This is a genomic window from Archangium gephyra (genome assembly GCF_042230915.1).
GTDB classification, from domain to species: Bacteria; Myxococcota; Myxococcia; order Myxococcales; family Myxococcaceae; genus Archangium; species Archangium gephyra_B.
Genome location: NZ_CP102578.1, coordinates 6,859,118 through 6,879,635, shown reverse-complemented (window position 1 = coordinate 6,879,635; position 20,518 = coordinate 6,859,118). Strand labels below are relative to the sequence as shown.

Genomic DNA, 20,518 nt, shown 5'->3' with positions numbered 1-20,518 from the left:
TGCGGAGCGGGGCGGCTTTTCGCCGGGCGGGGTTGACGGCGGACGGGGGGCTCGGCGAGGGTCGCGCGCGTGGAACGAGTGGCTTCGGCACGGGTGCTGGTGGTGGGCGCGGGCGGATTGGGCTGTCCGGCCTCGCTGGCGCTCGCGCGCGCGGGCGTGGGGCACCTGACGCTGGTGGACCCGGACCGGGTGGACGTGACGAACCTCCACCGGCAACTGTGGCACCGCACCTCGGACGTGGGCCGGCCCAAGGTGGAGTCGGCGGCGGAGGGGTTGAGGCGGGCCTTCCCGGCCCTGCGCGTGGAGACGCTCACCGAGCGGGTGGACGATCGCAACGCCGCTTCCCTGTTCCAGGCCCATGACGCGGTGGTGGATGCCACCGACGGCACGTCCACCAAGCTCTTCCTGTCGGACATGGCGGTGGCGGCGGGCGTGCCGCTCGTCTACGGCGGGGTGCTGCGGATGCAGGGGCAGGCGATGCGCGTGGAGCCCGGCGGGCCGTGCCTGCGCTGCGTGTACGAGGAGCCGCCGTCGCCGGACGCGGTGCCCACGTGCGCCCAGGCGGGGGTGCTCGGCTCGATGGCGGGGCTGGTGGGGGCGCTGCAGGCCCTGTTGATTCTGGAGCGGCTGACGGGCGCGGCTCCGGCGGCGGACGGCACGGCCACCCTGCATGTGCTCGATGGGGCCACTCTGCGGGGCCGCCAGGTGCGCGTGCGCCGCGCTCCCGATTGCGAGGGCTGTTCCCGCCCGCGCCCGCCCGTCTTCACCGAGGAGAGCGCCCGATGCACGAGGTGACCCGGACGTTGGACATCACCCGTGAGGTCTGCCCCATGACCTACGTGCGCACCAAGCTGGCGCTGGAGGCGCTCGACGACGGCGCGGTGCTGGAGGTGGTGCTGCGGGGGGACGAGCCGTTGAAGAACGTCCCGCGCAACGCGCGCGAGGAGGGCCACGAGGTGCTGGAGCTGGAGCCTCGGGGCGATGGAACCCACCGGTTGTTGCTGCGCAAGCAGGGAGGAGCCTGAGAGATGGCCACGATTCGAATTCCCACCACCATGCGTGGCCTCACGGGCAACAAGGGCGAGGTGCGCGTCGCGGGCGCCACGGTGGGCGAGGTGCTGAAGAACCTGGAGCAGGCGCACCCGGGGATGGGCGCGCGCGTGTTCGACGACAAGGGCGCGGTGCGGCGCTACGTCAACGTGTTCCTCAACGACGAGGACATCCGCTTCCTGCAGGAGCTGTCCACGCCGGTGGCGGAGGGAGATCGCATCACCCTCATTCCGGCCATCGCGGGAGGGTAGGGGGATGGCACTGCGCGAGGAGCAGATCCTCCGCTACTCGAGGCAGATCCTCCTGCGCGAGGTGGGCGGGCGAGGGCAGGAGAAGCTGCTGGCGGGAGGCGTGCGGCTGAAGGCGGCAGGGACGGCGGGGCTGACGGCCGCGGCGTACGTGGCGGCCGGAGGCACGGCGGTGGAGGCGGGCCCCGAGCCCCTGGCGTCCGGAGCCGAGGGCTTCCTCGTCCAGGCGGAGGAGGTAGGCCGGCCGGGTGCGGAGGTGCTCGCGCGGGTGTTGCCGGACGTCAACGCGGATGCACTGCCCGCGCGCGGGACCGGGCGGCTGGCGGAACTGCCCGCGGTCTGGGACGGCGAGGGCCCCTGGGTGGCGCTGGGCGGTGATGGGACGCGGGGCGTGGCCGTCTTCCGGAGCGCCGCGGGGTGTGCCGGCTGCTTCGAGGCCACTACGGCCGCGCTGGCGGCTCCGCCCTCGGGGGCGCTCGGGGTGGGGCTGGGCGCGCTGGGGGCGTTGATCCTCCAGCGGCTGCTGCTCGGGATGGGGCCGGTGCTGGGGGCATGCGGCTGGGAGGCGCCGGGTGTGCTGACGGACCTGCCGATGCGGCGCTGTGCCCGGTGTGGCTGACTCGGGCCGGCGAGGGGCCGCCGCGGTTGTTTCAGGAGCCAGGGTGAGCCCCGCTCTTCCGGAAGACTTGTCGGACGTCATCCGACACCTGGTGTCCTCCTATCCCCGGGAGGGCTGTGGGGTGCTGCTACGGGCGGGGGAGTCCGGGCCCTGGCGGGTTCGCCCCCTGCGCAACGCCCAGGACGAGCTCCACGCCCGGGACCCTGTGCGTTTTCCTCGCACCTCCCGGACCGCCTACTCCTTTGATCCACGTGAATGGCTCGGCGTCCTGATGGAAGCGGAGGCCCGGGGCGAGCACGTGGCCTGTGTCTTCCACTCCCATGTGGACAGCGGTGCGGAATTCTCCGACGAGGACCGACGCCAGGCCGCCCCGGACGGACATCCGCTGCTTCCCGGCGTTTCCTACCTCGTGATCGCTCTCCACTCGGGGTGTGTCAGGGAGGCGAAAATTTTCTGGTGGGAGTGCGGATTTTTCCAGGGCCGTCAGGTTTTGCTTGACTTTGAGCCCGTCCAACCCTTGGAAATCCCTTGAGAAGGCGGGCACTTGGCTGGTTGCCCCCCCTACCTGCGGAAAGGTGGGTGCGAATTGTCAAACGATGCGTTTTTCGTCTATAACGCCCCGGACTTTTGATCTGCCGCGCTCTCGGGGGGCACGGATGTAACCCACTGGAGCCGCAGGGAGTTTGGGACCCGTTATGGCGCAGACGACTGGTTTTACCGTTTGGCTGACCGGCATGTCCGGGACCGGCAAGAGTACGATGGCTGCCTACATCGCGGCCCGGCTCAGGCAGGTGGATCGCAACGTGGAGATTCTCGACGAGAACGAGCTCCGGGACGATCTCTGGCAAGGACTGGGAGACAGCAAGGACGAGCGCAACACCATCGTCCGCCGGCTGGGGTATGTGGCCGGGCTGCTCACCCGTAACAACGTGGCGGTGCTGGTTCCCAGCGTGAGCCCGTACAAGGCGGGGCGCGAGGACAACCGCCGGACGATCGGCCGTTACATCGAAGTGTACGTGGACTGCCCGACGGAGAAGCTGATCGAGCGCGACAGCACGGGCCGCTACAAGAAGGCGCTGAGCGGGGAGATCCCCAACTTCATCGGCATCACCGAGCCGTATGAGCCGCCGGCCTCGGCCGAGGTGGTGATCCACTCGGACGTGGAGAGCGTGGAGGACGGCGCGGGGAAGATCTTCCAGTCGCTGCTGGACCTCGGGTACGTGACGGTCGAGGAGCTGAAGATCATCACCGGCAAGAAGATGAAGGCGCAGCCGCCGACGAAGACCGAGGTGACGCGGGTGTCGTCGGCCCCGAAGTCGGGCAAGGCGGCGCCGGCGGCCAAGGCTGCTGCACCGGCGGCCAAGCCGGCGGCGGCGGGCAAGGGCGCCAAGGCGCGTCCCGCGGCCCGGGCGGCGCGGGTGGCGAAGCCGGCGGCCAAGAAGGCGGCGGCTCCCAAGCGCAAGGCTCGCTAGCCGGGCGGCCCATCCCCCTCCTGGCGAGCGAGGGACGTGGGCCCGAGAGCATCGAGGACCCCCAGGTTGCGCGGGCAACCCGGGGGTTCTTCGTTTATAGAGGTGCCCCCATGCTGACTCCCGAGCGCATTCAGGCCCTGTGTGATTCCTCCCGCCCCAAGCTGGACGCGATGCGTGCGGCATTGCGCGCGCACGGCTCGGCGCTGGTGGCGTTCTCGGGAGGGGTGGACTCCACCTTCGTGCTGAAGATCGCGGTGGAGGAGCTGGGGGAGCGGGCGCTGGCGCTGACGGCGCTGTCGGCGTCGGTGGCCCCGGAGGAGGAGCGGGAGGCGCGGGAGCTGGCGGCGAAGCTGGGCGCGCGGCACATGGTGATGTCGAGCGACGAGCTGGCCAACCCGAGCTACGCGGCCAATCCGACCAACCGCTGCTACTTCTGCAAGACGGAGCTGTACGACATCTGCGAGGCGAAGCGGAAGGAGCTGGGGCTGGAGGTGGTGCTGGACGGCTTCAACGCGGACGACTTCAAGGATCACCGGCCGGGGCACCAGGCGGCGAAGGAGCACGCGGTGCAGTCGCCGCTGGCGAAGGCGGGGCTGACGAAGGAGGAGATCCGGGCGTGGAGCCACGCGCTGGGGCTGCCCACGTGGGACAAGCCGCAGATGGCGTGCCTGGCGTCGCGGATTCCGTACGGCACGTCGGTGACGCGCGAGCGGCTGTTCCAGATCGCCGGGGCGGAGTCGGAGCTGCGCAAGCGGGGCTTCCGGCAGTTCCGGGTGCGTTACCACGACGAGATCGCGCGCATCGAGCTGGCGGCGGAGGAGTACGAGCGCTTCCTGTCGGCGGAGGTGCGGCGCGAGGTGGACAAGGCGCTGAAGGCGCTGGGCTTCAAGTTCGTGGCGTTGGACCTCGAGCCGTTCCGTTCGGGGCGGATGAACGACGCGGCGGGGATCCAGCGGCCGGCGGACGCCCACCCGCTGCCGGTGGTGAGCTGATCCAACAGGTGATCCCGCGCTGATCCGCGGCTGATCCCAGCCTGATCCCCCATCTGATCCGTTCCTGATCCGCGCCAACCCCTCCCTCGCCCTCTGGGAGAGGGTCGGGGTGAGGGTATGTCGCACCCCGGATTCCCCTCTGGATGCGCAGCCGGGATTTGGATCCGCGCGCGGATCGGACGTAGAGCAGAGCGGCTGCGTGCGCGGGCCCCTCTGTGATCCGGTTCTGATCCCAGATGATCCCCAGGTGATCTGACGGGTGCGGGGATTTTCTTGCGATCCGATGCGTCTGTGAGACCTTGTGCGCACCTGTAGGAGATCACGCACATGGACATGAATCCTCGCCTCACCTCGGTGGTGTTCCGTCTCAGCCGCGAGAAGCTCGATGCGCTCAAGGAGCTGTCGCGCTCGACGAGGATCCGCCAGAGCGAGTACCTGCGGGAGGCGATCTCGGATCTGCTGACGAAGTACGAGGATCGCCTGGTCGACTAGGCGGCCGCGGAATCCGCTTCGTCCGGGAGGGAGAAGGGAGGCGCCAGGGGGAGACCCGGGGCGCGGGCCCGCTCCTCGGCGGGAAACGGATCCACGGCGGACGGGTAGAGCACCTCCCAGAGCAGCAGTCCCTGAGCCGGGGCCTTGAGGCCGGGGATGGAGGTGCCCTGCTCCAACGCGAGGCGGAAGAGCTCCTCGGAGAGGACGCCGGCGGCGGTGAGCAGCGCCGAGCCCACGAGGTAGCGCACCTGGTAGCGCCCGAAGCCATCTCCCCTCAGCCGGGCCTCGAAGAGACCATTGCCCAGCTCGTGCAGGGTGGCGGACTCGAGGGTGCGCGGCTTGCGCAGGCTGGAGTGCTCGTGGAAGGCGTAGAAGTCGCGGCAGCCCACGGCGGCGCCGAGCACCTCCGCCACCCGTTCGGGCTTCAACGCGCTGCCCTCCATCAACCGGGGCTCGGCGGCGGGCTCCATGACGAAGGGCCGCCACGCCTCGGAGACGGTGCCGCCGAGCTGGATGCGGTAGCGGTACTCCTTGCCGGCGGCGCTCCACTGGGCATGGAAGCCCTCGGGCGGGCGCCGGGCGACACACAGCCCGAGATCCGGCGGGAGGTGGGGGGGGAGCCGCTCGGACAGCATCTCCGAGGTGTAGCAGGGAGGGAGCCGGACACTGACCACCTGCATGCGGGCGTGGACGCCGCGGTCGGTGCGGCCGGCGGCCATGACGGTGTAGGGGACCCCGGCCTTGCGGAGCGAGGCCTCGAGGGTCTCCTGGACGGTGGGGCCTTCCGGCTGACGCTGGTAACCACGGAAGTGGGTGCCGCGGTACCAGATCCACAGGGCGGCGGGGGTTCTTTTCACGGAGGGTAGGGGGGAGCGAGCGGAAGGGAGTGGAGAGGGGCGTTGTGATGACCCGTGCGGCCTGGGATACTTCCCGGCCCATGTCGGCCGCACAAGACCTCCATGATCCCGAAAGGGAGCAGCTCGATTCCCAATGGCTCTACCGCCAGGGGGATCTCGTCCTCGGTCCCCTGACCGGCCACCAACTGGTGGAGAAGCTGTACGCCGGAGCGGTGACCGGGAAGACGGAGGTATCGGCCACCGGCCCGAGCGGCTTCCGCAAGCTCGAGGAGCTGGACGGCTTCCGGCTGCACGTGTCCAAGGCGGCGGCGAAGCAGCGGGTGGAGGCGGAGGCCCGGGCGCTGCGCTCGCGGCGGATGCGCCAGCGGCTGCTCGCGGGAGGCGTGGCGCTGATGGTGCTCGGCGGCCTGGGAGCGGGGGCGTGGCAGATCGCCCGCTACTCGTCGGTGTACCTGCCCGGGGTCAAGGGCGACGAGCTCTCCATCGAGATGTCCGTGCCGGTCATCACCGTGGCGAAGCGCTCCGGCTCCGAGGAGCTGTTCGAGTACCCGGGCGAGCCGAAGCAGCGCACGCCGGAGAAGACTCCGGGCAAGCCCACGGAGACGGTGCCGGAGAAGACGGACAAGCCGGAGAAGGTGGCCTCGGCGGCGCCGGTGGCGAAGCCGGATCGCCGTCCCACGGGCGGGCGCCCCTCGGGCAGGGTGACGACGGACCCGGATGGCATGTCCACGGAGGTCAACTACGACCAGGCGGCCATCAACCGGGTGGTGAAGCAGAGCCAGGCCACGCTCTACCGGTGCTTCAAGGAGGAGGCCGAGCGCCGTCCGGGCTTCGCGGCCAAGGTGCCGCTCGAGTTCACCATCGGCAACGACGGCCGGGTGGCGCAGCTGTGGGTGGACCATCCGCAGCTGAAGAAGGGACCGCTCTTCGACTGCCTGCTGGGCGAGATGAAGAAGTGGCCCTTCAAGCCCTACACGGGAGAGCGCGCCACGGTGAACCTGGCGTTCACCATCGGTAAGAAGTGAGGCGGTAGATAGAGGAGGCAGCGGGCCGCTTTTTTGCCCCCCCGGTTTTCCTGCCCGATACAGGGGGCATGGTGACCGCTGCTGAAATCGACATCGAGAAGAAGGCCGCCTCCGTGCCCCCGGGCACCTTCCGCCACACCGTCCTCGTGGCGGCCAAGCGCTTCAAGTCCACCTGGGCCGAGCTGGGCAAGCTGCTGGTGCAGGTCCGGGACGAGAACCTGTGGGAGCCCTGGGGCTACAACTCCTTCGAGGCCTACGCCCTGAAGGAGCTGCACATCAAGAAGCAGACGGCGCTGAAGCTCACGCGCTCGTTCAGCTTCCTGGCCAAGCACGAGGCCCCCGAGGAGGTGTCCCAGCCGGACTTCCCCCAGAAGGCGCCCCCCTTCGAGGTCATCGAGGTCCTGGCGGACGCGGAGGAGCGTGGACAGCTCTCGCCGCAGGAGTATCGTTCACTGCGTGACAGTATCTGGAACGCGGAGAAGCCGCCCAACGAGCTGAAGAAGGAGTTCGTGGAGCGCTTCCCCAAACCGCCCCCCGAGCCCCCCCCGGAGAGCCACCAGGTGAGGAAGCTGGCGCAGTTGGCCCGGAAGCTGGCCGCCGAGGTGTCCGGGTGCCGCCGGGTACCCCACGCCATTGCTGAGCGGGCGGGCGCCCTGGCCGAGGACCTGGAGGAGCTCGCTTCGGGCGTGAATGACGCCTGAACGAGTGTTACTCAACGCTGACCTCGTCCGGCGGTGCACAGCCCGCCGGTCGACACATCCTAGATGGGCTTCCTGCGGCTTCAGTCGGAGCCTATATTTTGTCGGACGGCTGTTCGAGACGTGGGCAGCCAGGCAACTAGGGTGTGGTGAGGGTGTCGGCTAGGTAGGCTCCGGGGAACCGGGGTCGGTGAACTCGGAGGCGGCAGTGAAGAAGGAGCACCACGTCAACCTGTCCTGCTCGTTCTGCGGCAAGTCGCAGCGCGAGGTCCGCAAACTCATCGCGGGCCCGACGGTCTACATCTGCGACGAGTGCATCAAGCTCTGTAACGACATCATCGCGGACGAGAATGAGCGCGAGGAGGGCAAGCCGCAGGTCAGCTTGCCGACGCCGATGGAGATCAAGGCGTTCCTCGACGATTACGTCATCGGACAGGACCAGGCCAAGAAGGTCCTCTCCGTTGCCGTCTACAACCACTACAAGCGCATCTATCAGAAGAAGCCGGCTGCGCGGCCGCGTCCGGGGATGAAGGCCTCGGGCTCGGATGATGTGGAGTTGAGCAAGAGCAACATCCTGCTCGTGGGTCCCACGGGAAGCGGCAAGACGCTGCTGGCGCAGTCGCTGGCGCGCTTCCTCAACGTTCCCTTCACGATCGCCGACGCCACCAGCCTCACCGAGGCCGGTTACGTGGGCGAGGATGTGGAGAACATCATCCAGAACCTGCTCCACAACGCCGACTACGACGTGGAGAAGGCGGCGCGGGGCATCGTCTACATCGACGAGATCGACAAGATCGCGCGCAAGGGTGACACGCCGAGCGCCACGCGGGACGTGGGCGGCGAGGGCGTGCAGCAGGCGCTCTTGAAGATCATCGAGGGAACGCGGGCGAATGTGACGCCGCGGGGTGGGAAGAAGTACAACCAGCAGGAGTACGTGCAGGTTGATACGACGAACATCCTGTTCATCTGCGGTGGCGCGTTCCACGGGATCGACGGAGTGATCAAGCGCCGGGTGGGCGAGAAGGGCCTGGGGTTCGGGGCGAAGATCACCCACCGGGAAGAGCGCAGCGTGGGCGAGCTGCTGGCGATGGTCGAGCCGGAGGACCTGATGAAGTTCGGGATGATTCCCGAGTTCATCGGCCGTCTGCCGGTGGTGGCGACGCTGAACGACCTGAAGGAAGAGGATCTGATCACGATCCTCACGCAGCCGAAGAACGCGCTGATCAAGCAGTACCAGAAGCTCTTCGAGATGGAGAAGGTGAAGCTGACCTTCACGAAGGAGGCGCTGAAGGCGATCGCCAAGGAGGCGATGCGGCGCAACTCCGGAGCGCGCGGCCTGCGCGCCATCCTCGAGGACGCGATGCTGGACATCATGTACGACGTCCCGTACCGGGATGGGGTGAAGGAGTGCAAGATCACCGAGACGGTGGTGACCAAGCACGAGCCCCCTCAGCTGGTGATGGAGAAGGAGAAGAAGTCGGCGTAGCCAGGCTTCTCCTCTCGTAGAAGAGCCCCCGTTGCCCACCGAGGCACGGGGGCTTTTCCAATTTCCCCTCTCCCCTCGGGAGAGGGACGGGGTGAGGGTGCGTGTACAGATCGTCCCACGGTGAACTGGATCGACTCGGGTTGCTGACCCTGTGCCGGCGGCTCCGAGCGGACACCACGGATGCCGAGTCCCTGCTGTGGAAACTGCTGCGGGCCCGTCGGCTGGTGGGAGTGAAGTTCCGGCGCCAGCACCAGTTCGGTCCGTACATCCTCGACTTCTACTCGCACGAGGCGAAGCTGGTGCTCGAGCTGGACGGGGATGGCCATGCACAGCCGGAGCAGCAGGTGCGGGATGCGGAGCGCACGGCGTTCCTGGAGGCCCACGGACTCACGGTGCTGCGGTTCTCGAATCGGGAGGTGCTGCAGGAGACGGAGGCCATGCTCACACGGATCTGGAACCAGATGAGCACGCACCCTCACCCCGTCCCTCTCCCGGAGGGCGAGGGGAAATAGGCACAGAGGGAGAACAGGCGCGCGAGGAAGTAGGTGGGCGCAGGAACACCAAGCGCCAGAAACGGGTCAGCTCACCCGCACCGTGGTCTTCATCTCGCGGCCGGTGGCGGGGTCCCTGGCGCGCATGGTGAGGATGCCTTCCACGTTGACGTCGAAGGTGATCTCCACCTGCACCGTGCCCGCACGGGCCGGGCGGATCCCCGAGAAGGTGAACTCGCCCAGCATGTCGTTCTTCGCGACCATCTCGTGGTCGCCCTGGAAGATGCGCATGGCCAGCTCGGTCTGGTTGTCCATGCTCGTGGTGGCCACCACCTGCTTGGCGTTCGGAATCGGCGCGTTGCGCGGGAACACCGTGTGGAACGCCCCGCCCGCGCGCTCCAGGCCGATCGCCATCGGAATCACGTCGAGCAGCTGCAGCTTCATGCTCGAGTTGTCCTCGAGCGACTTGGCGTACAGCGCCGCGCCCACGGCCACGGCCTCATCCGGGTGCACGCCCTTGCTGGGCGTCTTGCCGAAGAACTTCGTGAGCCGGTCCTGCACGACGGGCATGCGCGTCTGCCCACCCACCAGCAACACCTCGTCGATGTCCTTGGTGCTCAGCCCCGAGTCCACCAGCACCCGCGCAACCATCTGGAGCGTGCGATCCACCAGGTGGTTCGTCAGCTTCTCCAGCATCTTGCGCGAGAACTTCATCTCGATGTTCAACGGCTGGCCCTGCGCCGTCATCGTGATGAAGGGGATGTTGAACTGCACCTCGTCGCGCGCGGACAGATCGATCTTCGTGCGCTCGGCCAGGTCCTTGATGCGCTGCATGGCCACCGGATCCGTGGCCAGATCGATCCCCGTCTTCGACGCGAAGTCCGTCAGGACGTGGTGGATGATGGCGTTGTCGAAGTCGATGCCACCCAGGAAGACGTCACCGCCGGTGGCCTTCACCTCGAAGACGCGGTCGCGGATCTCGATGATGGAGACGTCGAAGGTGCCGCCGCCCAGGTCGTAGACGAGCACCTTCTTGTTCACGCCCTTGCCGGCGCCGTAGGCCAGCGCCGCGGCGGTGGGCTCGTTGATGATGCGGACCACCTCGAGGTCGATGAGCTTGCCCGCCTCCTTCACCGTCTGGCGCTGCCGGTCGTTGAAGTAGGCCGGCACCGTCACCACCGCGCGCTTGATGGGCGTCTTGAGGTAGTTGGCGGCGACGTCGCGGATCTTGTTGAGGATCTTGGCGCTGATCTCCTGGAGGGAGAACTCCTTCTTGCCCACGTCCAGGACGACATCGTTCTTCTTGCCGGGGCGCACCGAGTACGCCACGACCTTCTTCATGGAGTCGACGATGTCGCTCTTGTAGTGCCGCCCGACGAGGCGCTTGGAGCCGTAGATGGTGTTCTTCGGATTGAGCTGCCACTGGCGCTTGGCCTCGTAGCCGATCAGCTCGTTGCCCTTGTCGTCGATCGCGAAGATGGAGGGGATGGTGTACTCGCCGCCCTTGTAGGGGATGAGTTTCACGTTCCCACCGTCCTCGACGATCGCGGCGCACGAGTTGGTCGTGCCGAGGTCGATGCCGATGATGGGATCCTTGTGCATCTCGCGGGAACTCCGAAGAAGAGGGGGGGCTCGGCTTATCAACTCGCGAGGTTAGTGCAACTTCACTGGGGTCGCGAGCGGGAGTAGGCGTCCAGCACCCCCGGGAACTGGAGCAGGTTCACCCCGGGAGCGTCCAGGAGGCCCTCGGCCGATATCCCCGAGGACAGCCGCAGGGCCGCCACCTCCAGCGACACCCCGGGCTGTCCGGCGGGATCCGCGCCAGCCCCCGCGGGCGAGTCCGGCACCCGCACGGCCCCTCCGCTCGCCTCCAGCGCGAAGAACACCACGTGCCGGCCCTGGGCGCCCGTGAGCGTCACCCGGGCGAGCCCCGCGCCCGCTCCGGCCAGGGTGCTCCAGCTCGCCGGAGAGGGGGTGAGGGTGCGGCTCGCGGGCGTGTAGGCCGCGGTGGGCACGGGCAGGAAGGCGGGCACGGAGACGCGGGTGGGGAGCGAGGGCGCGCGGACGATGCTCCCGCTGACGGACGCCCCCGAGGCGGCGGACGTGGCGAGCACCCACACTCCGGGTGTGCCCACCTCGGCCCCTCCGTACGGCGCTCCACTGCGCAGCAGCACCGGCGGCACGGGCCGCGTCCCATCCGGCTGGGCCGCTCCGGCCGTCTGGGAGGCGAGCCCCAGGGGCATGAGTCCGGCCTCGGGGGAGAGCTCCACGGCGGCGACCACGGCGGTGTCGAGCCCGGAGGGGAGGTTGGGGATCACCACCTCGGTGCGGCGGAGCTGCTCGCGGCGGGGGCGGTGGGTGAGGCCGGTGAAGCGGCCGTAGTCCGGGAGATCCTCGCTGCCCACGCAGCGCGTGGTGTCCGAGCACAGGCCGTCCCCATCGAGGTCCGTCTCGTCCGGCACGTAGGGCAGGTGGGTGATGGAGGTGAAGGCCTGGAGCGAGTAGTCCATCGCGCCGGTGTAGGCGAGCAGGTCCGTGGGGCGAAGGCTCGTGGCCCGGGCGAGCGGCAGCTTGCCGGCGAAGGCCACGGCGGTGCGGCGCCCGGCCTGTCCCAGTCCGTACGAGCGCGTCTTGATCTCCGTATTACCCGCCAGCCCGAGGGACGCGTACGCGACGAGGCCACCGGGAGCGGGGACGCGCTGGGTGAGGCCGGGGAGGGGAACGAGGAAGGTCTCCCCGAAGAGGTTGGAGAGGTCCACCGCCGTCGGATCCCCGGCGGACAGCACCGAGACGCCGAGCGACAGCTCGCCGGAGGAATGCACCTCGTTGAAGCTGATGCCCGCGTTGAAGCCGGCGGCGCCGTGGACGGGGTTCTCCCCGAGCGGCAGCAGCACGTCGCGCGCGGGCGTGGAGACCACGGAGACGCGATCGTAGCGGGGGCGCCCGTCCGCTCGGAACTCGCCCGAGGCGGCGGAGAAGCTGGCGGTAGTCCCGGTGAAGCTGGGGAAGAGGGCCACGCCGAACATATCCGTCGTCACCGTGACGGGGGCGGGGCAGGGGCCGGAGGCGGAAGGCGCGTCACAGCCGAGCACCTCCACGCCGGCGAGCGAGCGCCGGGAGGCCGCGTCCACGACGATGATCCGCCGGCCGCTCTCCAGGGCGGGCAGCACGGTGAGGCTGGCCTCCTGGGGAGTCACCACCGAGCCCACGGGCCGGGCCTGCACACGCACCGTTCCGGAGGACACGGCCGTCACCAGGCCCGAGGACGACACCGTCACCGCGCCGCTCGCGTCCAGGGGCGAGAAACTGGCCTCCGAGAGGGGGAAGCTGGCTCCGTCCAGCGTGAAGGCCACCAGCGAGAGCTGCGCGGTATCCCCCACCACGAGCGTGAGCACCCGGGGGCTCAGGGCGATGGAGACGATGTTCCCCACCGTGGGCGCGGGGCGGCAGGCGCCATCGGTGCAGGCCTCGCCCGGGGCGCAGTCGGCGTGTCCCCGGCAACCGCCCGGCACGCACCGGCTCGCCACACAGGTGAAGCCCGAGGCGCACGCGCTGCTGTCCGTGCACGCGGCGCCGGGCTGGCAGTGCGAGTCCCGGCAGTACGCGGTGGCGGAGCACTCCGTGTCCAGCAGGCAGCGCGGCAGCTCCTGGCAGATCTTCGTCTCGCAGTCGAAGCCTGGAGGACAGGCGGCCGGGGTGAAGGCCCGGCACTCGGTGTTGGGGCCGCACTCCGCGGTGGAGTCGCAGGTCTGGTACTCGAGGCAGCGGCCCGCGGTGGCGCTGGTGCAGTACTGGCCCGAGGGGCAGTCCGCCTGCGTGGTGCACCCGGCGCGGACGCACGTCCCGGCCTCGCAGACGAAGCCCGCGCCGCAGAGCTGATCATTCAGGCACTGGCGCAGACAGTCGCCTCCCCGGCAGACGTACAGCAGCGAGGCCACACGCGGATCCACCCCGGGGGCGCAGTCCGTGGCCTGGGCACAGGGGGCCTGACACACGCCCTGGACCACCTCGCAGCGCTGTCCGGCCGGGCAATCAGCCGCCGAGGTGCACGCGGCGGCCGTCACACACCGGCCCTCGCGGCAGGACTGGTTGGCGGCACAAGCCGCGTCCGAGCCGCACTGGCAGCGGCCCTCCGTGCAGGCGAAGCCTTCGGCGCAGTCCGTGGCCTGGGTGCACTCGGGACGGGGAGCGCACGCTCCTCCCGCGCAGACCTGCCGGCTTCCGCACTCGGTGTCGTCCAGGCAGATCGGACCGCAGCCGCCCAGACGGCATCGGCCTTCGGGACAATCCGTGTCCGTGTCGCACGGCGTCGTCGAGGTAGGCGGGCAGGCGGAGAGCACTGCCAACAACACAACGGAAACAAGAGCCCTGGACATCCCGCTCTCCGAGGGGAAAGTTCCGGGGGGTCCGCGCGACGTGGCGGCGACCGTCCGGTGTGGTTAGTGGGTTCCTGAACTACAGCACAGAGGAGTCATCCCGTGGAAGCCAAGCGATACCTGCAGGAAGTGGGCGCCCAGGTGTCCGACGACTTCGTGAAGAATCGCTCCATCCTGTCCTTCGAGGAGTACGTCACGCTCTTCATGGGTGATCCACGGGGACAGTCGCGCAACGCCGCCCAATACCTGCGCGATGTGATGGACCATTACGGCACGGAGCTGGTGCCGCACCCCACGGGGAAGATCCGCCGCTTCAAGGTCTTCGATGTCCCCGCCGTCGACCGGGATGGCCGGGTCGGTGTCGCGGGCCAGGAAGAGGTGCAGAACGCCATCTACCGGCTGCTCGGCAACTTCACGCGCGCCGGCCGCATCAACAAGCTCATCATGCTGCACGGCCCCAACGGCAGCGCGAAGTCGACGCTCGTCAACTCGCTCAAGGCCGGCATGGAGGACTACTCGCGCCAGCCCCAGGGGGCGCTCTACCGCATCAGCTGGATCTTCCCCTCGGAGAAGCTCGTCAAGGGCTCCATCGGCTTCGGGGGCGAGCGCGCGGCGGTGGCCGCGGCGGCGGCGGGCGCGGCGGGAGAGCTGTCCTCCTATGCGCACCTGGACGCCGAGTCCATCGACGTGCGCATCCCCTGCGAGCTGCGCGATCACCCGCTCTTCGTCGTCCCCGCCACCGAGCGCCAGCGTCTGCTCGAGGGCGCGCTGAAGAAGAAGGGCCTGGGCAACGGGGACGGGCAGGGTGACAGCGACTTCGTGCTCTCCGACTACATGGTGCACGGGGAGCTGTGCCACAAGTGCCGCAGCATCTACACGGCGCTGCTGGCCAACTACAAGGGCGACTACCTCCAGGTGATGCGCCACGTGCGCGTGGAGCGCTTCTACATCTCGCGCCGCTACCAGGTGGGCACGGTGACGGTGGAGCCGCAGATGAGCGTGGACGCCATGTACCAGCAGGTGACGGCGGATCGCACCCAGCTCAACGTCCCCCCCGCGCTCCACAACGTGGCCCTCTTCGAGCCCCATGGCCCGCTGGTGCACGCCAACCGCGGCCTCATCGAGTACTCGGACCTCCTCAAGCGCCCGCTGGAGGCCTTCAAGTACCTGCTGGGCTTCAGCGAGACGTCCCAGGTGCCCCTGGAGCACTTCGTGCTGCAGCTCGACGAGGTGCTCATCGCCTCGTCCAACGAGAAGCACCTGGGCGCCTTCAAGGAGCTGCCGGACTTCGCCTCCTTCAAGGGCCGCATCGAGCTGGTGCGCGTGCCCTACCTGCGCCGCTTCAAGCTGGAGCAGCAGGTCTACGACGCGCAAATCACCCCCACCACCGTGGGCAAGCACGTGGCCCCGCACGCCACCGAGGTGGCCGCCATGTGGGCCGTGCTCACCCGGCTCAAGAAGCCCATCCCGGATCGCTACCCGCCCGAGGTGAAGGAGCTGGTGGATCAGGTGACGCCGGTGGAGAAGATGCACCTGTACGAGGAGGGCGTGGTGCCGGACCGGCTCAGCCTCTCCCACGGCAAGGAGCTGCGCAAGCTCCGCATGGACATGTACGAGGAGTCCGACGCGTACCCCAACTACGAGGGCCGCAGCGGCGCCAGCGCCCGGGAGATCAAGACGGCGCTCTTCAACGCCGCGCAGAACCCCGACTACAAGTGCCTCAACGGCCTGGCGGTGCTCGAGGAGCTCGAGGCCATCTGCAAGGACAAGAGCGTCTACGAGTTCCTCCTGCAGGAGGTGGTGGACGGCTACCACGACCATGAGGAGTTCGTGCGCGCGGTGGAGGCCGAGTACCTCGACCGGGTGGACGAGGAGGTGCGCGAGTCCATGGGGCTCGTCTCCGAGGGCCAGTACCGCGAGTTGGTGGAGCGCTACGTCTACAACGTGAGCCACTGGGTGAAGAACGAGAAGGTCCGCAACCGGATCACCGGGGCCATGGAGCGCCCGGACGAGCAGCGCATGGCGGAGCTGGAGGCCATCGTCATGCCGCGGGGCGAGGATCCGGGCGAGTACCGCCGCGGCCTCATCTCGCAGATCGGCGCGCACAAGCTGGACAACCCGGACGCGGACATGGACTACCCGCGCATCTTCCCGGACATGTTCCGCCGCCTGCGCGACCACTACTTCGAGGAGCGCAAGCGCGTGCTGCGCCGCAACAAGGAGAACGTCCTCAAGTACCTCTCCGAGGAGCGCGGCACGCTGTCCTCGCGTGAGCAGACGCAGGTGGAGAGCACCCTCAAGACGATGCACGAGCGCTACGGCTACTGCGAGCACTGCGCCAAGGACGCCATCCTCTTCCTCATGAAGAAGCGCTACGGGTGATGGCCCGGAAGCAGCCGGGCGTGCGGGCGCCCGGCGGCCGTGATGCTTCCCGAAATCGCGTTACAGCGGGGATGATGGGGACTCTTTAAGAGTAGAGGGATTTTAGTCCCTCCCTGCATCGGAGCGTCGATGACCCGTTTCTCCCTGGGCCTGCCCGCCCTCTTCGCCATGCTCTCCTGCGCCGCCGCCCCGACTCCGCCTCCGGCCTCCGAGGCGGCGGGCACCGGTGGGGCGGGCGGCTCGCCGGTGGTGATGCAGCAGGTGGGCGCCTTGACTCCCCGGCCCACGCGCAAGGAGCAGGTGAAACGGATCCTTCCGCACAACGTCCGGCTCGCCATCCTCGAGGACGGCAAGCCCCGGCGCACCGCCTCGGGCGTGGTCATCGGCAACGAGCAGACGCCCGAGGGGCTCGTCAGCTACGTCATCACCAACGCGCACGCGGTGGAGATGGACGACCTGAAGGACCCCCGCCTGGTGGCCATCGTGGATGATCGCGCCAACTCCACCGAGTACCAGGCGCACGTGGTGGCCACGGGCGTGGTGCCGGACATGGACCTGGCGCTGCTCAAGGTGCCCGGCCTGTCCCAGCGGCCGGCGCAGCTCGCCGCGGACGCGGAACTGGAGCTGGGCGATGACGTCGTGGTCGCCGCCTCGCCCTTCGGCCGGGCCCTCTCGCTCTCCGGCGGCATGGTGTCCCACGTGGAGTGGGACAAGGAGAGCAAGACGCCGCGCATGGTGAAGACGGACGCGGCCATCGGCTACGGGGCCTCGGGCGGCGGCATCTTCAGCCTCGAATCCGGCAAGCTGCTCGCCATCGTCGAGGGCTACCGCACCGCCAAGGTGGGCTTCGCCGTGGCCGAGCAGAACTTCAGCTTCGACGTGCCCATGCCGGGCGAGACCTTCGCCGCTCCCAGCTCCAAGGTGCGCCTGTTCCTCCAGCAGAAGGGCTTCGCCCGGTTGCTGGGCAACGGTGCGGTGGGGCCGGGCACGGGCGGCTCCTCGCAGACCGCGAGCCGCTAGCCCCGCCGCGAGCCTCCCTCGCGCTTCCGGCCGGAAATTCGACTGCGGGTCCCGCCACGGTACATCCGCCAGAGGCGGAGGGCACACGCATGGGCAACGACCGGAGCTCCTGGGATCAGTACTTCATGGACATCGCGCGTCAGGTGGCCAGCCGCGCCACCTGCGACAGGAAGCACGTGGGGGCCCTCCTGGTGCGCGACAGGACCATTCTCTCCACCGGGTACAACGGCTCCATCCGTGGCCTGCCGCACTGCAGCGACGTGGGCCACATGATGGAAAACGGACACTGTGTGGCCACCGTCCACGCCGAGGCCAACGCCATCATCCAGGCGGCCAAGAACGGCGTGCGGATCGACAGCGAGCGGGACAAGCCCACCACGCTCTACACCACCGCCAGCCCCTGCTGGCCGTGCTTCAAGCTGATCGCGAACGCGGGCGTGCACCGCATCGTCTACGGCGAGTTCTACCGGGATCCGCGCATCTTCGAGTACGCGGGCCGGCTGAACATCGAGCTCGTGGGGCCGGGCCCCGCTGAGCCGCCGAGCGGGCGCTGATCGCGCAACCCGCACTGTCGTCCGCTGCACGAACTGGGCGTGGACTCCAACTGCAGTACGAGTGAAGCGTCTACTCGGGGACATCTGGACAGCCGAGTGTCCGACGGTTCGTTGTGGGAATACCTCCCAGCCAGCAAGAATTACCGCCCCAGGGTTGACGGTACTTGGGCGGCTCCCTAAATCCTCGCAGCGACAGGGCGGCGGGTGTGCAGGGCGCCGGTCAATCTCTAGGAGCTTTCGTGATTACCTCCACGGCTGCGAACAGCAGTGCGCCCTCGGTGCGCGAAGGGGCGGATCCGGTGGTGGATGCCGCCCGTTATGGGGCGGTGCCCTCGCTGATGGATAGCCTGCTGCATGATGTGCGCAATCCCTTGAACGCGCTCTCCATCCACTTGGAAGTGCTGTCCGAGAAGCTCAAGGGCGAGACGGGCCAGGTGCCGCCTTCTCAGGAGAAGAACCTCAAGTCCATGCGCGATCAGATCCAGCGCGTGGACGGGATTCTCCGGCGCTTCGCCGAGTTCATCGTGAACCGGCCGGGCTCGCCCGGGGACGCGGACCTGTCGGAGACGGTGACGCGCGCCCTGGACGTCCTGGCGCACGAGAGCCGCAAGCGGCGCCTCCAGGTGCGTCAGTCCATCTCCGCCGGAGTGCGGGCGCGGCTGTCGGACACCGGCGAGCTGGGCTTCCTGGTGGTGCAGGCCCTGATGAGGGCCTACGGCCGCTCGGAGCAGGGCGCGGAGGTGCTGGTGGCGGTGCGCACCGAGGAGTCCCGGGCGGTGCTCGAGGTGGTGGATGCCACCCCGTCTCCGGTGGAGACCACCCCCGAGGCGGCCGCGGCCCTGGAGCTGCGGTGCGCGCAGCTCGGCGTGGAGCTGCAGCTGCGCGCGGGCATGTGCCGGCTTTCCTTCCCGCTCGTCTGATCCAACGAGCGGTGTTTGTCGCAACGTTTCCTTTATCTGGGTTGTTCTAGATGTCTGGAGGTATTCACGTGGGCAGCGCGCGAATTCTGGCCGTGGACGACGAGCGCGATACGTGTGAGGCGCTGGCGGAGATGTTGACCGCCTGGGGCCACAAGGTCGAGACCGCGTTCGACGCGCACGACGCTCTGCGCAAGGCGGGCGAGTTCCGGCCGGACGTGGTCCTGTCCGACCTGGCCATGCCGGAGACGGACGGTCTGGGCTTGCTGCGCGCGTTGCGCGACGAGCTGCCGGACTGCCCGGTGGTGCTCCTCACCGGCCATGGCACCATCACCGCCGCGGTGGAGGCCATCCGCGAGGGCGCTTATGACTTCATCGTCAAGCCGCTGGACACCGCGCGGCTGAAGGTCTGCATCGACCGGGCGCTGGAGAAGAAGGAGACGATGCGCGAGGTGCAGGGCCTGCGCCGGCGCCTCAAGCAGCTCGGCTCCTCGGACTTCATCGGCCAGTCGGCGAACATGCGCAAGGTGTTCGAGCTCATCGAGAAGGTGGCCCCCTCCAAGGCGAGCGTGGCCATCTCCGGTGAGTCCGGTACGGGCAAGGAGGTGGTGGCGCGCTCCATCCACAACCTCTCCCAGCGCCGCGACAAGCCCTTCGTCGCCATCAACTGCGCCTCCATCCCCGCCACCCTGATCGAGTCGGAGATCTTCGGCCACGAGAAGGGCGCCTTCACCGGCGCGGATCAGCGCCGGCCCGGCGTCTTCGAGCTGGCCCATGGCGGCACGCTCTTCCTGGACGAGCTCGGGGAGATCCCCATCGAGCTGCAGGCCAAGCTGCTGCGCGTGCTCGAGGAGAGCCGGCTGCGGCGGCTGGGCGGCAAGGTGGAGCTCGAGGTGGACGTGCGCGTGCTGTGCGCCACCAACCGCGATCTCAAGAAGGAGATCGAGGCCAAGCGCTTCCGCGAGGATCTCTACTTCCGCCTCAACGTCTTCCAGATCCAACTGCCGCCCCTGCGCGAGCGGCGCGATGACGTGCCCATCCTGGTGCAGCACTTCGTGGAGAAGTTCCGCGGGGACTCGGCCAAGCGCGTGACGGGCGTGCACCCGGACGCCATGGAGACCCTGAAGAACCACGAGTGGCCGGGCAACATCCGCGAGCTGCGCAATGCCGTGGAGCGCGCCGTCATCCTCTGCGACGGCGAGCTCATCATGCGCGAGCACCTGCCCCCCGACATGGCGGGCAAGAGCCCCGAGCGCCACACCTTCCGCCTGCCCTACGGGCTGTCGCTCGACGCGGTGGAGCGCGAGTACATCCTCGGCAGCCTCCAGCGCAACGGCAACAACAAGGCCCGCACGGCCGAGGTGCTCGGGGTGAGCGAGAAGACGCTCTACAACAAGCTCAACCGCTACGCGGCCGAGGCGCGCCAGCAGGGCGGCAAGGATTCCCAGGGCAACACCCTGTCGGGCCATGGCGGCCCCTCCCTGGGCAGCACTCCGGAAATCCGCTGATCGCCGTCCCACCGCGCCCTACCTACTTCGCCGGAGCCTGACCCGGAGCCCACCTGTGGGGTTGGCCCGGTCTTGCACTCCCGGTCCATGTCCAGATACCGGGAGAGCGGGCGCCAGGGCGCATGTCCCTCATGAGACCGAGGCATGACGCGGTGCGCGAAGCACAGGGTAGGATACCCCGTCTTCGCTTGACTCACAGGGTCACTGCGGGCGATCCTTCCGGTACACACACCCACGGGGTAGCCGGTGACACAGCTCCCTACTCAGGAGCACCTCCGGTGTGCCCTCTCCCCGGCTGTCCAGAACAGGACGGAGACCGGCCAGGCCCGTG

At 68.7% G+C, this 20,518-nt stretch carries 20 protein-coding genes; 17 read left to right on the top strand and 3 right to left on the bottom strand.

The window, feature by feature from the left end:
- Positions 1–69 precede the first annotated feature (69 nt).
- From NR798_RS26885 to NR798_RS26850, 8 genes are all read left to right on the top strand, one after another.
- Positions 70–795, top strand: a complete 726-nt coding sequence (locus tag NR798_RS26885; RefSeq protein ID WP_375765359.1) for a ThiF family adenylyltransferase — start codon at positions 70–72, stop codon at positions 793–795.
- The gene (locus NR798_RS26880) at positions 783–1,025 is read left to right on the top strand and encodes a sulfurtransferase TusA family protein (RefSeq protein ID WP_375765358.1); all 243 of its coding nucleotides are present in this window, start codon (positions 783–785) and stop codon (positions 1,023–1,025) included. The genes NR798_RS26885 and NR798_RS26880 overlap by 13 nt, the downstream gene beginning before the upstream one ends.
- Before the next feature lie 3 nt (positions 1,026–1,028).
- Positions 1,029–1,301: a ubiquitin-like small modifier protein 1 gene (locus tag NR798_RS26875; protein ID WP_375765357.1), complete on the top strand. Its 273-nt coding sequence runs from the start codon at positions 1,029–1,031 to the stop codon at positions 1,299–1,301.
- 4 nt (positions 1,302–1,305) lie between these two features.
- Positions 1,306–1,917 carry a ThiF family adenylyltransferase gene (locus NR798_RS26870; protein ID WP_375765356.1) on the top strand — a complete coding sequence of 204 codons (612 nt, stop codon included), beginning with the start codon at positions 1,306–1,308 and terminating at the stop codon, positions 1,915–1,917.
- Positions 1,901–2,449 carry a Mov34/MPN/PAD-1 family protein gene (locus NR798_RS26865; protein ID WP_375765355.1) on the top strand — a complete coding sequence of 183 codons (549 nt, stop codon included), beginning with the start codon at positions 1,901–1,903 and terminating at the stop codon, positions 2,447–2,449. The genes NR798_RS26870 and NR798_RS26865 overlap by 17 nt, the downstream gene beginning before the upstream one ends.
- 163 nt (positions 2,450–2,612) lie before the next feature.
- Positions 2,613–3,389, top strand: coding sequence for an adenylyl-sulfate kinase (gene cysC, locus NR798_RS26860; protein WP_375765354.1), 777 nt, complete (start codon positions 2,613–2,615; stop codon positions 3,387–3,389).
- Between the two features lie 110 nt (positions 3,390–3,499).
- Entirely contained in the window at positions 3,500–4,381 is an 882-nt protein-coding gene (larE, locus tag NR798_RS26855) for an ATP-dependent sacrificial sulfur transferase LarE (RefSeq protein ID WP_375765353.1), read from the top strand.
- A 327-nt stretch (positions 4,382–4,708) separates the two neighbouring features.
- Positions 4,709–4,873 carry a ribbon-helix-helix domain-containing protein gene (locus tag NR798_RS26850; protein ID WP_108065063.1) on the top strand — a complete coding sequence of 55 codons (165 nt, stop codon included), beginning with the start codon at positions 4,709–4,711 and terminating at the stop codon, positions 4,871–4,873.
- Here the strand turns inward: NR798_RS26850 and NR798_RS26845 are convergent.
- Positions 4,870–5,730, bottom strand: coding sequence for a tRNA pseudouridine synthase A (locus NR798_RS26845; RefSeq protein WP_375765352.1), 861 nt, complete (start codon positions 5,728–5,730; stop codon positions 4,870–4,872). The genes NR798_RS26850 and NR798_RS26845 overlap by 4 nt on opposite strands.
- An 80-nt stretch (positions 5,731–5,810) precedes the next feature.
- Here NR798_RS26845 and NR798_RS26840 point away from each other — a divergent pair, with 80 nt between their 5' ends.
- The 4 genes from NR798_RS26840 to NR798_RS26825 all read left to right on the top strand — a co-directional run bounded on the left by NR798_RS26840 (position 5,811) and on the right by NR798_RS26825 (position 9,451).
- Positions 5,811–6,755 (top strand): AgmX/PglI C-terminal domain-containing protein, encoded by a 945-nt coding sequence (locus NR798_RS26840; RefSeq protein WP_375765351.1) that lies wholly within the window; start codon positions 5,811–5,813, stop codon positions 6,753–6,755.
- A gap of 68 nt (positions 6,756–6,823) precedes the next feature.
- Complete coding sequence (locus NR798_RS26835) at positions 6,824–7,456, top strand: hypothetical protein (protein ID WP_375765350.1); 633 nt, start codon at positions 6,824–6,826, stop codon at positions 7,454–7,456.
- Positions 7,457–7,661: 205 nt separating this feature from the next.
- Positions 7,662–8,939 carry an ATP-dependent Clp protease ATP-binding subunit ClpX gene (clpX, locus tag NR798_RS26830; protein WP_375765349.1) on the top strand — a complete coding sequence of 426 codons (1,278 nt, stop codon included), beginning with the start codon at positions 7,662–7,664 and terminating at the stop codon, positions 8,937–8,939.
- Between the two features lie 140 nt (positions 8,940–9,079).
- Positions 9,080–9,451, top strand: coding sequence for an endonuclease domain-containing protein (locus tag NR798_RS26825; RefSeq protein WP_375765348.1), 372 nt, complete (start codon positions 9,080–9,082; stop codon positions 9,449–9,451).
- Positions 9,452–9,517: 66 nt separating this feature from the next.
- On the opposite strand, the gene NR798_RS26820 is transcribed toward NR798_RS26825, so the two are convergent.
- Positions 9,518–11,032: an Hsp70 family protein gene (locus NR798_RS26820; protein ID WP_375765347.1), complete on the bottom strand. Its 1,515-nt coding sequence runs from the start codon at positions 11,030–11,032 to the stop codon at positions 9,518–9,520.
- 62 nt (positions 11,033–11,094) lie between these two features.
- Positions 11,095–13,806 carry a hypothetical protein gene (locus tag NR798_RS26815; RefSeq protein ID WP_375765346.1) on the bottom strand — a complete coding sequence of 904 codons (2,712 nt, stop codon included), beginning with the start codon at positions 13,804–13,806 and terminating at the stop codon, positions 11,095–11,097.
- A 102-nt stretch (positions 13,807–13,908) separates the two neighbouring features.
- Between NR798_RS26815 and NR798_RS26810 the strand changes: the two genes are divergently transcribed.
- The 5 genes from NR798_RS26810 to nla6 all read left to right on the top strand — a co-directional run bounded on the left by NR798_RS26810 (position 13,909) and on the right by nla6 (position 20,187).
- Entirely contained in the window at positions 13,909–16,188 is a 2,280-nt protein-coding gene (locus NR798_RS26810; RefSeq protein WP_375765345.1) for a PrkA family serine protein kinase, read from the top strand.
- Positions 16,189–16,317: 129 nt separating this feature from the next.
- Positions 16,318–17,208: a serine protease gene (locus tag NR798_RS26805; RefSeq protein WP_375765344.1), complete on the top strand. Its 891-nt coding sequence runs from the start codon at positions 16,318–16,320 to the stop codon at positions 17,206–17,208.
- 89 nt (positions 17,209–17,297) lie between these two features.
- Entirely contained in the window at positions 17,298–17,762 is a 465-nt protein-coding gene (locus NR798_RS26800) for a cytidine/deoxycytidylate deaminase family protein (protein ID WP_375765343.1), read from the top strand.
- 239 nt (positions 17,763–18,001) lie between these two features.
- The gene (locus tag NR798_RS26795) at positions 18,002–18,682 is read left to right on the top strand and encodes a histidine kinase dimerization/phospho-acceptor domain-containing protein (RefSeq protein ID WP_375765342.1); all 681 of its coding nucleotides are present in this window, start codon (positions 18,002–18,004) and stop codon (positions 18,680–18,682) included.
- A 68-nt stretch (positions 18,683–18,750) separates the two neighbouring features.
- Positions 18,751–20,187, top strand: a complete 1,437-nt coding sequence (gene nla6, locus NR798_RS26790; RefSeq protein ID WP_375765341.1) for an enhancer binding protein Nla6 — start codon at positions 18,751–18,753, stop codon at positions 20,185–20,187.
- Positions 20,188–20,518 lie beyond the last annotated feature (331 nt).

Excerpts from the sequence above, each read along its gene's own strand:
- NR798_RS26880 (WP_375765358.1), top strand. The coding sequence starts at position 783 with ATGCACGAGGTGACCCGGACGTTGGACATCACCCGTGAGGTCTGCCCC.
- NR798_RS26875 (WP_375765357.1), top strand. The coding sequence starts at position 1,029 with ATGGCCACGATTCGAATTCCCACCACCATGCGTGGCCTCACGGGCAAC.
- NR798_RS26870 (WP_375765356.1), top strand. The coding sequence starts at position 1,306 with ATGGCACTGCGCGAGGAGCAGATCCTCCGCTACTCGAGGCAGATCCTC.
- cysC (WP_375765354.1), top strand. The coding sequence starts at position 2,613 with ATGGCGCAGACGACTGGTTTTACCGTTTGGCTGACCGGCATGTCCGGG.
- larE (WP_375765353.1), top strand. The coding sequence starts at position 3,500 with ATGCTGACTCCCGAGCGCATTCAGGCCCTGTGTGATTCCTCCCGCCCC.
- NR798_RS26850 (WP_108065063.1), top strand. The coding sequence starts at position 4,709 with ATGGACATGAATCCTCGCCTCACCTCGGTGGTGTTCCGTCTCAGCCGC.
- NR798_RS26840 (WP_375765351.1), top strand. The coding sequence starts at position 5,811 with ATGTCGGCCGCACAAGACCTCCATGATCCCGAAAGGGAGCAGCTCGAT.
- NR798_RS26835 (WP_375765350.1), top strand. The coding sequence starts at position 6,824 with ATGGTGACCGCTGCTGAAATCGACATCGAGAAGAAGGCCGCCTCCGTG.
- NR798_RS26820 (WP_375765347.1), bottom strand. The coding sequence starts at position 11,032 with ATGCACAAGGATCCCATCATCGGCATCGACCTCGGCACGACCAACTCG.
- NR798_RS26815 (WP_375765346.1), bottom strand. The coding sequence starts at position 13,806 with ATGTCCAGGGCTCTTGTTTCCGTTGTGTTGTTGGCAGTGCTCTCCGCC.
- NR798_RS26805 (WP_375765344.1), top strand. The coding sequence starts at position 16,318 with ATGACCCGTTTCTCCCTGGGCCTGCCCGCCCTCTTCGCCATGCTCTCC.
- NR798_RS26800 (WP_375765343.1), top strand. The coding sequence starts at position 17,298 with ATGGGCAACGACCGGAGCTCCTGGGATCAGTACTTCATGGACATCGCG.